General features: G+C 39.9%; 8 protein-coding genes and 1 tRNA gene. 3 read left to right on the top strand and 6 right to left on the bottom strand.

Going from position 1 to position 11967, the window contains the following annotated elements; genetic code table 11:
- The 4 genes from FPZ42_RS12910 to FPZ42_RS12925 all read right to left on the bottom strand — a co-directional run bounded on the left by FPZ42_RS12910 (position 1) and on the right by FPZ42_RS12925 (position 4741).
- Positions 1-1668 (bottom strand): DUF262 domain-containing protein, encoded by a 1668-nt coding sequence (locus tag FPZ42_RS12910; RefSeq protein ID WP_146272031.1) that lies wholly within the window; start codon positions 1666-1668, stop codon positions 1-3.
- A 118-nt stretch (positions 1669-1786) separates the two neighbouring features.
- Positions 1787-3013: a site-specific integrase gene (locus tag FPZ42_RS12915; RefSeq protein WP_146272033.1), complete on the bottom strand. Its 1227-nt coding sequence runs from the start codon at positions 3011-3013 to the stop codon at positions 1787-1789.
- Positions 3014-3307: 294 nt separating this feature from the next.
- Positions 3308-3381 (bottom strand) — tRNA-Ile (locus FPZ42_RS12920).
- A 136-nt stretch (positions 3382-3517) separates the two neighbouring features.
- Complete coding sequence (locus FPZ42_RS12925; protein WP_146272035.1) at positions 3518-4741, bottom strand: BamA/TamA family outer membrane protein; 1224 nt, start codon at positions 4739-4741, stop codon at positions 3518-3520.
- A gap of 186 nt (positions 4742-4927) precedes the next feature.
- Between FPZ42_RS12925 and FPZ42_RS12930 the strand changes: the two genes are divergently transcribed.
- On the top strand, positions 4928-5557 hold the full coding sequence (locus FPZ42_RS12930) for an HAD family hydrolase (RefSeq protein ID WP_146272037.1): 630 nt from the start codon (positions 4928-4930) through the stop codon (positions 5555-5557).
- A gap of 9 nt (positions 5558-5566) precedes the next feature.
- On the opposite strand, the gene FPZ42_RS12935 is transcribed toward FPZ42_RS12930, so the two are convergent.
- Positions 5567-9574 (bottom strand): T9SS type B sorting domain-containing protein, encoded by a 4008-nt coding sequence (locus FPZ42_RS12935; protein ID WP_186458763.1) that lies wholly within the window; start codon positions 9572-9574, stop codon positions 5567-5569.
- Positions 9575-10238: 664 nt separating this feature from the next.
- Between FPZ42_RS12935 and FPZ42_RS12940 the strand changes: the two genes are divergently transcribed.
- Positions 10239-10430 carry a DinB family protein gene (locus FPZ42_RS12940; protein WP_391561008.1) on the top strand — a complete coding sequence of 64 codons (192 nt, stop codon included), beginning with the start codon at positions 10239-10241 and terminating at the stop codon, positions 10428-10430.
- Here the strand turns inward: FPZ42_RS12940 and FPZ42_RS12945 are convergent, their stop codons facing one another.
- On the bottom strand, positions 10431-11606 hold the full coding sequence (locus tag FPZ42_RS12945) for a proline dehydrogenase family protein (protein WP_146272043.1): 1176 nt from the start codon (positions 11604-11606) through the stop codon (positions 10431-10433).
- Between the two features lie 153 nt (positions 11607-11759).
- On the opposite strand from FPZ42_RS12945, the gene FPZ42_RS12950 reads away from it, so the two are divergent.
- Complete coding sequence (locus FPZ42_RS12950; protein ID WP_146272045.1) at positions 11760-11966, top strand: RNA-binding S4 domain-containing protein; 207 nt, start codon at positions 11760-11762, stop codon at positions 11964-11966.
- Position 11967 lies beyond the last annotated feature (1 nt).

Raw genomic sequence — 11967 nt, forward strand, 5'->3', positions numbered from 1 at the left:
CTAAAACCGATTAATATAATTTGCTAAAACTTTTTCGAGATCTTTAAAATAATTATCTCTGTCTTCTTGTGTCCAAAAAGAAATTTTAGGTGGGTAGTCGCTGAAGTATTTTAGAAAGACGTTTTTGGTACATAATGGTATGAATGTTCCATCCTTTTCCCTAGTAATAATAGTTTTACGCTTAAGTGGGAACACTGCGTTTTTATATCCCCGATTAGTTTCTGAATCCAAAAGTGTGAGGTTAGAGATATCGTTAATGTCCTCATCTTTAAGATTGGAGTTAAAATGTGATACTATGTCCGTGAACAAGCTGTTAAACACATTTTCATCTGTACAATCGCATTCATCGGCACGTCTTTTTAATTGGCGGCCTTCTTTTTTATCCGTATCAATAAACGCTTTTGCGTCTGTAAGCCACTGCGTTTTATTATCGGGAATAGTATCTTTTACAGAAGTTATATGTTCGATATCCCATTTTCCGTTCTTAAATATGTCAAAAGGAAAAAAGGAATTATCCTTTTTGTTACTCAGCATAGTCAGGATATTATATAGAAGCAAAATCCTTTTTACACTTTTATCACCATATTGAACATTTTCGAGTGATACTCCTTTAAAATTGTTTTTTATCGTATCATCAAGAAATTCTTTAAATTCGGATTTGCTTTTGTTAGCTGAAACTTCATATAAATCTTTTATAGTTAAGCTATCAGTGGTGATTAGAAATCCAATTTTGTGATATAGATCTCTCTCTTGAAACCATTCATTGAAACGCTGAAAATATTTTTTAATTTCTGCCCAATTTTTTTCAATTACGCTAAATGACTTGTTTTGGAATTTCTTATTGAAAAATCTGAATGTTGAATAGGTATCTGTGTTGTCTTTTTCATCGTTCATAAGGTCAAAAATGAATTCGATACGATTTGTCGAAGCTTTTTTCCCATTAATAAAATACCAAAATCTATCATTTTGAAGAGCATGTTCAATGGTGTCCCATTCCGTAGAAATTTCAAGTTGCTTTAATCTAATACGGTCCTTATTTTTTTCAAAGTTTGAACTATTGAGAAATAGCGCTTTAATTAATTCGGCATTTGTTAAAGGAATCTTACCAATATTAATCCGTGTGAAAATCGCAATAGGATCAATTTCAAAACTTTCATACCAAATTACTTTAGTATTGAACTTGAATTTTGATTCAAAATCGTTTCTATTGAAATTAGGTTTGTTGAACCAAAGAGTGATTGCTTTGTAAGCTTCTGATATATAATAAAAATCAATATTATCATCACTGCTTACATCCTTCTTAAGCTTGCTTAAAAAAGTGCTTGAACCTGATCTAGTTTCATAATGCAGTTCAAACAGTTTCTGACGGTTTTCTTCAGTGTAAATCTGATTTAAATAGTGCAAGACAAGATATATTGACGTAAGCCGTTGCTGGCCGTCAATAACTTCAAATAATCCATCATCCTTACGTTTGACTACAATAGGCTGTAAACAATACCATGTTTTTTCATCACTATCTTCAACCTGACGTGGTTTGAAATCAGCAATGTCGTTTAATAAATCAATTACCTCAATGTTACTCCACCTGTACCCCCTTTGATATGATGGAATAAAAAAGTTATTTTCTTGGAGGCTGTTTATAGTTTTTAATTCAAGAATATTTTCCATTAATAGCACTTGTGTAAGGCCTATGAAAAATAAAGATACATAACTTTATTGTATGTTTTAGCCATGTTAAAAAGTAACCATTATCAACAGACGCCTATTTATGACATAAGAAATCCAGCTAAAGCTTTGATAATTTTGCTTTAAGATTTTGCATATCTTCCTTCAATTTGCGCTCAACAACCTTGGCATATATTTGCGTAGTAGTTATCTTGGTATGCCCTAGAATTTTACTTACTGTTTCTATAGGTACACCATTAGATAAAGTTATGGTCGTAGCAAAGGTGTGCCTGGCAATATGAAATGTTACATTTTTGGTAATGTCGCAACGATGGGCAATTTCCTTGAGGTAACTGTTTACCTTCTGGTTTGATATTTTCGGAAACACGCGGCCGTCATATAAAGCGCGTTCATTGTCTTTATACTTGTCAAGGATAGCTAAGGCTTTAGGCAGTAACGGAACAATTACAGGTATGAGTGTCTTTTCACGGCACGTCCTGATCCATTGCTCTCCATCAGCTCCGGTTACAATATGTTCAGGCTCCAGGTTGCTGACGTCAACGTATGATAAGCCTGTATAACAGCAAAAGACGAACATGTCCCTGACCATTTCTAAACGCTCAATGCCAAACTTCTTATCCTCAATGCCTTTAAGTTCTAACTCGGATAATTGTTCGCGGTTCACCTTTTGAATTTTCAGTTTATAGGTGGCAAAAGGATCGTTACTTATCCATTGAAGATTAAGCGCAAGGTTCACCATTTTTTTTAGGCGTATGATATGTTTCATTACGCCATTATTGTTGAGCGGCTTTTGATGGTCTTTTGGTTTATGATTTCTTAGAAAAACTTCGAAGTCCTTTACAAATTTATAATCCAGTTGATGTAAGTAAATGTCACTGGCGTTAAACTGTATATCCAAGAACTTCACTAAATAACGCTGAGTTACATAATAATGCTTCAAGGTACTCCATTTCAGGTCAGTCGTGGATGATTCGTTGTGATAGGTGAAAAGACGGCTCATGGAGTAAACTTCCTGTTCAGCTCCGAGATACAAATCTTTAACCGCTCTGGCGGAAAGCATCTTTCTTTTTAACTGTAATTCTTTATAACTACTTCCAATGGCCAACCGAACTTCCTCCAGGTAATTGTTAATAGATTTGACTTCATCTTTGTTACCCTTGGCTGCCCCCTTACCGCTATCCCAATTTTTGGGGTCAACATTCTGCTTTAAGGCGATGTAAGCGCGCTGGCGGTTAACGGTCACGCATGCATAAATAGGCTCCTTTCCGTCTTTGGCTTTGTCCGGACGAGTGGTAAAATGAATACCGAACGACTGTGATGTTTGCATAAATTTAAATTTTGAGTTTTAATGTTTCATACTTCATCCTATTTTTTGAGGTAACACACAGGTAACAAAAGCAAAGTATAACAAGGGGCTTTTGACCAACTATTATCGCTGTAACTAAATGGATTTCAATCGCTTGAATCGATTTGTGTTACCTAAGGTAAAAACAAAAAACAGGTAGTCGGATAGGTAACGAGAACCTTGGCTTTACAAAGGGTTAGTAAGGGGATAATTAATGAAAAAACCCCTTAAATCAGTGATTTAAGGGGTTTCGACACCTTGCCATAGGCAAGTTTGTGCGCCCACCTGGGCTCGAACCAGGGACCAAAAGATTATGAGTCTTCTACTCTAACCGACTGAGCTATAGGCGCTGAAAATATTCGCTATTTTCGAGGCGCAATATTACACATTTGATAGCAATTCACCAAAGCAGGGCCATGTTTTTTTCAAAGTTTTTACTTGCTCAGCTTTCATCGTTCTTAACAATCTCACATTCAACGCCATTGTTTAGAAAGCTTCGCCCAAGTTTAGCATGATTGCCCTGTAACCCTGACTAAATCCATAATCAATACCCACGTTAGTGTTGGCTCCTTTATTAAACTTAACGCGAAGCCCGGTACCGGCGGCCGGATGCCAGGATGTAAACAGGCTTTTAGAACCGCTTACGGTGTTGATGTTGCTAAATAACACAAAGCCTAACAAGCCGTTTCTGGTGATGTCCCTTCTATACTCGGTCTCAAAATATAGCAGCGTTCTGCCGCGATACCTGTTTTGGTCTATTCCGCGTGCCGAACGGTTGTACGGGTCCCATCCAATGCTCGGCAAGTCGAGATATGGCGTTTTGTTTGAAAATGCTTTCCATAAGTAAGACCAAAACGCCAGGGTATTTTGCTGGTTTGGATTACCGGGATTCATAGACATATATTTGCGGACATCGATATATATTGATGTCCAGTTTTCCTGGCTACCCAAAAATTTGGGATTAACCCGATACACGATATTGGCATATGCTCCTGGCAAGGGATTAATGGAGTTGTTACGCGTATCATAGAGCAAATTCAAGGTGACACCCGATGAAAAGGAGTTTCCATTTACGCCATAATTATAACCTGTAAACTCCTTCAGGTCGACATTTGGATCATCGCTTCTTACGTTTATTCTATAATCCAGGTTATAGCCTACACCAGCAAACAAGTAGGGCTTTATTTGTTTTAAAACGCTTTGGTAAAACCGGATATACTTATAATCAACCAAAGTTCGATCCAGGTAGCCGTTTTTGCTACCTAAACCCCAGGTATACTGCGGGTAAACCAGGAACCGTGTATCTCCTTGTATGGTCCATTCATTATTTGGAAGCCAAACACTTGTGCGCAGCGGCAAACCAAATCTGCCCCTAAAATTTAGGTAAGGTGTAAACGTTGCGCTCGATATGTTGGTGGTTTGTCTTGGCCCAAGGTATATACCTGCGGTTGTACTGGTTATAAGGGCTTTGCCTGTACCACCCGGCACCTGCCCGCCAAAAGGCAATATTGAAAAATAAACAGTTTTATCTTCAGAAAAACGGGGCTTCGTTGCCTTGGGTTTGAATATCGACCGGTAAATGTCTATCAAATCCGTTTGTTTTGATGTATCCCTAACGGTATTGTTGCTCGGTATTATTGTAGTTGCATTCTGCCCATGGCTGGCAGCGGTAAGCAAGCATAGAAACGCAGCGGCAAGTAGTTTATACATACAATAAATTCAGCATTTTTGGTATCACGTAATCTAATTCAGATCAGTATCAAATGATATATACCTCTGTTTACGCAACAATGTGTGGTAACGCTGCTTATACACTACCATCGTGCCAAAAATTAATACTAAGCATTAAAAGAAATAATAAGAAAGCAATATAATTGCAACAACAAACAAGCCAGCATGCAAAATATCAAAAACATTATATTTGATTACGGTAATGTGATCTTTTCCATCGACTTTAAACGCAGTCAGGAAGCTTTTAAACAGTTGGGAATTCGAAATTATGAAGAGTTTTTTGGTCACCGGCAGCAGGACCAGATATTTGATAAGTTTGATAGGGGCGAAGTGAATGCCGATGAATTTCGCGCTTATGTGAAACAAAGGATCGGCAATAATGATGTAACTGACCAGCAGATCACAGACGCCTGGAACAGCTTATTGATAGGCATAGCGCCCGGTAATCATGACTTATTGCTGAAATTGAAAGAAAAATACCGCACGTTTCTGTTAAGCAACATTAACGATATCCACTACAATTACATCATGGATTATCTTAAAACCGACTTTGGTTTTGAAGACAACGAGCACCTGTTTGAAAAAACTTACTACTCGCACCTTATTGGAAAACGTAAGCCGGAGATTGCCATTTTTAAACAGGTACTTGAAGAAAATAACCTTAAAGCAGAAGAAACATTATTTATTGATGACTCTCCGCAACATTTAGAAGCAGCAAGCACGTTAGGCATACTAACCTTTTTGATGACCGCACCGAATACTATACAGCAGTTTGCCGACCGCGAGCTTCTATAAAAATTGATATCACCGTATCAACGTAATATTACCGGTAGTTGCTGCCGTATTATTGTCTAAATGTATCACATAGTAGTAAACCCCTGCAGGCAATTGTTTGCCGTTAAATGTGCCATCCCAGGGTTGGCTGCTTTGGCTTGCCCGGTAAACATTTTGACCCCAACGTGTAAAAATTTCTATTGAAGCTCTTGGATAGTCGCTTAAGTTTTTGATTACCCAGTAATCATTTATCCCATCACCATTTGGCGAGAAGCTGTTGGGAATAATTAAATTAATAAGAACGGTTACTTTTACTTCGTCCTCGTTTATACATCCATTTATTGTACGAACGCTAAGCCTGTAGACCGTGGTCGAACTTGGATTGGCAACAGGATTTAGGATCTTGTTATTACTTAGACCAATTGCGGGACTCCAGGTCACCTCATCAATATCCCCGGAAGCAACGGCTGACAACTTTACTGTAGCGCCTTTTTCTATTACCTGGTCGCTACCTGCGTTGACACTTGGCAACTGGTTAACCAACATAGTAACAACATTGCTTTCTACGATTGCAGGTAACACACAGTGATCTGGATTGGTTAAACGGCAACGAACAAGGTCTCCATTTAATAAGGTTTTGGTTTGATAAAATGAGTTGTTTGATCCAACGGGCTTATCATTGACCAACCATTGATAAGCCGGATTGTTGCCTGCATGTTGTACTGTCGCTGAAAAACTAACAGAATTTCCTGCACAGATATTATTATCAGATGATGTGATTGTTACTGACGGAGTTGCCGGTCTGTTTACCACAACCGTTATAATGTTACTATTTGCAATTGGATTAAGCGTACAAACGCCATTGCTAACCACAATACATTGCACAACATCGGCATTTAATAAAGGGCCTATCGCTAAGGTTGACGCATTATTGCCTACATTATTGCCGTTAAGTTTCCATTGATATGATGGATTTATGCCAGCATTTGAAACGGTAGCTGCAAAATTTGCGACATCACCCTGGCAAATAATTGCATTAGTTTGGGTTATGGTTACTGACGGTGTAACGTAAGATATGGTACTGATGGTTATCTGATTACTTGTTGCTGTAGGTGTAACCGCACAAGGGGCGTTGCTTGTTACGGTACAAGTTACCTTATCACCGTTATTAAAACCTGCGCCAGCAAACGTAGGGCTATTATTACCGGCATTAAGCCCATTTACTTTCCACTGATAAACCGGCAAAGAACCTCCACCAGTAACAGATACTGTAAAAGTTACCAAACTGCCCGGGCAAATATTGTTTTGAGAAGCAGTGATGCTTACAGCGGCAACATCAGAATTAACACTGATAATTATTTCGTTACTATCAACAGTAACAGGCGTAGTACACAAGGCATTGCTCGTTACCGTACAAGTTACCTTGTCGCCATTTACAAGATTGTTGCTACTAAAGATGTTGCTATTAGTTCCAGTCGGCACACCATTTATCTTCCATTGGTACACTGGTGCCGTACCACTGTTATTGGTCACCGCTACAAAATTCACTAAACCACCGGCACAAACGTTTGTATTAGATGCTGATATAATTACTGACGGTTGAAGCTGGGGCGTAACGTTCATTGTTATCACATTACTTACAGCGTAAGCTGGTAACGCGCATTCTTCGCTACCAGTCACCTTACAAGTAACCATATCGCCGTTTAGCAATGAACTGCTGCTAAAGGTTGAACTGTTAGCACCCACATCAACACCATTAATCTGCCATTGGTAAGTTGGCGTGTTGCCCGCATTAACCGTTATAGCTGTGAAATTAACAAGCGTGCCGGCACAAACGTTATTATCGGATTCTTTAATATTAACCCCAAGAGGCAGATTAAATTTTACGGCGGCAATTATCTCATTACTGATAGCCGTTCCATTAAGTGAGCAAACCGCGTTACTTGTGACGACACAGGTTACCTTGTCGCCGTTGTTGAGTGAATTTGTTTCGAAGTCAGCGCTATTTAAACCGGAGTTTGTCCCGTTAATCTTCCATTGATAGGATGGTGCAGTGCCGGCGTTTATTGCTACAGCCGAAAATTTGATCAGTGTACCTGCACAAGCGTTATTCTGCGAAGCAGTAATGCTTACTGATAATGGCGACGCACTATTTAAGTTTATCGTCAGTTCATTACTAACTATCGGTGTTACACCGGCACAAGGAGCATTACTTATAAGCGTGCATACTACCTTATCTCCGTTGCTTATAGTGTTGCTGCTATAAGTTGGACTGTTGACGCCCACATTCACATTGTTAACTTTCCATTGGTATGAAGGGCTTGTGCCGGCACCTGTTGTTGCGGCAGTAAAAACTATCGGTGTTCTTGGGCAGTTATCAGGTTGAGAAGCACTTATTGTTATTGCCGTTTGTGCAGATGTTACTGATACCGTAATAACATTGCTTGTGGCTTGAGTGGGTGTGGCGCAAGGAGCGTTACTTGTCATCAAACAATTCACTTTGTCGCCGTTAACCAATGAAGAACTGCTAAATGCCGAACTATTTGCACCAACATTTACACCGTTCACTTGCCACTGATACATAGGTGCAGTACCGCCGTTAGTGGGGGTGGCAGTGAAATTAATTGCTGTGCCTGCACAAATATTGTTTGTATTGGCCGTTATTGAAACAGATGCCGGTGTTGCCGCACCGGAGTTGGAAACTACAACCTTCACTTTGGCAGAATCTACACAACCTTCTGCTGTGATAATCTCAACTTTGTAATCAGTAGTAGCGGCCGGCGATGCTTTAGGGTTGGCTATATTAGGATTATCGAGTCCGGTGGCTGGCGTCCATTTGTAAGTAACACCGCCATAAGCAGATAATTGTGCGGTTCCGGAAGGACAAATATCTAAAGTGCTCGATTGCACGTTGCTTGACTTATAATCGGAGAAATAACCATAAGACGTACCGTTGTCTACGCCGCCGTTAATGAATCCCAGAGAAAAATTTCCTGATGAATTTGAAAAATTGATAGGTACATTCACCGCTACTGCTGCACTTAGGTCTATTCTGGCAGTTACATACTCTCCATTTGTGCCTTGTACAGGTGTAAAGTTTAACGCATTGATTAAACCGGAATTGCCATTTACACTGAAGTTTCCCTGATTGCCATTTTTCGTGGTGATCATTACAGCAAAAAGAGTGTTTTTGCTTCGCACTACGCTGACCGACCTTGAACCCGTGCAATTTAGTTTGGGAATCATTGCCGACCCTGCCTCACAACCATTGCCTGATAAGTGATATACATAGATTTTTTTTGTGGAGCTAATATAAACGCTTGGATTTTGCAGTGTGAAGAAAGCGGAATTTCCTTTCTGCAAAACTGCTGATGGAGTAGGCTGCCCGTCCAAAAATATTGATGTATTATCTTCTGTAGCCGTTACATAAATATAATCAAAGATCTGGCCGCTGCCAAACGGAGTTAGATACCCTTGTGTTACCACATACTGAGTTCCTAATACGCTTGTTGGTACAGTTTGATCGCCTATAAGGTCAGCACAACTGGATATCTGCACCAGGTCATCTTTAATCGTTATAGCGATAGGTTTATCAGATTCAACATAAGAGCCTTGTAAATGGTCGTCCGGCCCAATACCTACGGCCTGGGCCGAAAATGTCTGTCCGCGATTAAGCGTTATAGTGAAAGGTACGTTAGCAGCATGTCCTATTATGGCTTTTGAAGGTGTGATTTTGATTAGCGTATTGTCCTTGGTTGCAACAATGTCAAAGGCATTTGTCGCCGCATATGAAGTGGATTCTGAGAACGAGAATTGCGACGAAATAAAAAATTGATTGCCCAACGCGTTTTTACCCTTTAACGAAAAGATCTCGGGGTTGCAATTGCAGCCACTTACAACTTCATAATAAGCCGTTACATCAGTAGTTGATGTAATAAGTATGCCTTTATTTAAGGTAGTATTAGCAGGTTTATTTTGTAATTGGTTTACCCAGGCAGTTAGGTCTACCGTTCCGGTCTGGTTAGCGCCAATATCCATTACTATGGGTACAAAGGATGGGTCTGCCGGCAACGAAATGGTTACGGTTGTTGCGGATGAAGAAGTGGTAAGTCTTAGAACGATCGGCTTATTGAAATCCCGGTTTGGGTCTTCATAAACACTCGGTGCTACAAACCAAAATTCTCTATCAGTTTGTGCTATTAAAAATTTTGGCGCAATCGATAAAGTGATTAGAATTAATAATTTAAAAAAGAATCTTAACTGTAATGGTTTAGTTGTTATCATCAGCGGGGTGTATCACACGCAACCATCACAAAAATAAAATTTTTTTGCGCTCTTAAAAGCTGTTTTATTTAAGTGAAAAATTTATTTTAGATGCAGCAGTACAACTATGAAAGAATCTTTCTTCAATTAACACATCAAAGCATCCATACCGTGAAATAGCAGTCTGCGCTTATTTACTAATTACGAAAGGCTGTATAAATTACATTGAAAGCAGCAGTGGAGGGTTTATCCGGCAGTAACATTCGTTTAACGACGAAAGCATGAGCAGTATGCTGGCACATATTCCTAACACCTGTTTAAGCTGGGTAGTAGCCTTTATTCAACAGCAAGAGATCGATTATTTAACTTTGAATGATTGCAAAGATATTAACGCAGCACGAACTACATTGAACAAATAGACAGAGCCGAGAAAGGATTTCTGGAAAGCTTTAAGCAATCGTTGAACTTGTCGCTTACACTTGAGAAAGGGCAGGGAGTTATACTTAACCTTTCACCGTTAGAGCTTTTTACCCATGTTATTACGCACGAATTTCACCATAAAGGCCAACTGGTTAATATGAGCAGACAGTTGGGATATATTCCGGTTGACACCGATGTGATACGTACCTGATCAGGCAGCGCCACGGCGCTTGCGCTCTTTACTTATTAAGCTTAGCTCTCTGCTCATTTGCCCGGCAATGGCAGTGTTCTCCTGCGCACGGCGGAATAGATAAGGCAAAACCGCCTTAACAGGCCCATACGGTACATACTTGGCTACGTTGTAGTTAGCATTGGCAAGGTTAAAGCTCAGGTTATCGCTCATGCCCAAAAGCTGTGAAAAATAAACGTGCGGATTTTTATGTTCTATCTTTTTCTCATTTAACAAGTCGGCTAATAAACGGCAGCTTTCCTCATTATGGGTGCCTGCAACAAAGGCAATGTTGTTCACGTTGTCGGCACAATAAATTATGGCATCGTTGTAATCTCGGTCGGTAGCTTCCTTGTTAGGTTGGATAGGAGAGGCGTAACCTTTTTCTTCAGCACGTTTACGCTCTTTCTCCATGTAAGCACCGCGTACAATTTTGGCACCAAGGATAAAGCCTTCAAGTTCTGCTACGGCATGGTCTGCAATCAGAGAAGCCAGCTTGTCATGGCGATACAGTTGGTAAGTATTGTAAACAATATTAGTTTCCTTATTAAAGAAACGCATCATGTTCAAAGCCAAGTGGTCTATTGTTTTTTGTATCCAGCTTTCCTCCGCATCGATCATCACCGGCACACCTTCAGAATGGGCCATCTCGCAAATGGCCAATACCCTGTCCTGCGCGGTTTGCCATTCCAGTTGCTCGTCTACACTCAGTTTTAAACCGGCGTCAAGCTTCTCCAGTAGCGCAAATCGGGCAACACCGGTAACCTTGAAAACAGTAAGCGGTATGCTTTTGCTTTTTGCTGCAGTAAGTATGGTGCGGATTATCTCATCACGGGTACTGTCAAAAACCTGTTCGCTATCTTCGCCCTCTACAGAATAATCTAATATAGTGCCCACGCCGCCTGCTGCCAGGTTTGAGGTGGTTTTTGAACATTCTTCAATAGTTTCGCCGCCGCAGAAATGTTTAAATATTGTTGCTTTTATAAGCCCTTTGATAGGCAAGCCAATCTTCATGGCAAAATTGGTAATAGGTGGGCCTATTTTTACCAGTAAGTTAACGTTGATAACCTTAAATAGCCAGTAAGCACGGTCAAGATCGGCATTTGTTGAGTGGCGGAAAGCGATCTCGGTATTTTCGAAGGACAGTTTTTCGTTCATTTATTGTACGGCGTTCGGGGATAAAATATCATAGTGCCCAACAAACCTGGTGATTATTTCACTAAGTATGGGCATTATCTATAAACTCTCAACCGGTTGCAAAATTATAAAATGATAACTCATTATTGTACGAATAGTTTAATTTTGCCAGCCATGATTGAATTTAAGGTAGAGGGCGATTATATCCCAATGATACAGCTGCTTAAAGCGGCTAACCTGGTGCAAACCGGCGGCGAGGCACAGATAGTTGTTGCTGAAGGCGAAGTGAAGTACAACGGACAGGTTGATTATCGCAAACGCCTTAAAGTTAAAGCCGGTGACGTAGTTGAATTTCGTGGCCAGCAAATAAAAGTGATTTAAG

Origin of the sequence: Mucilaginibacter achroorhodeus, assembly GCF_007846095.1 — a bacterium.
Taxonomy (GTDB): domain Bacteria; phylum Bacteroidota; class Bacteroidia; order Sphingobacteriales; family Sphingobacteriaceae; genus Mucilaginibacter; species Mucilaginibacter achroorhodeus.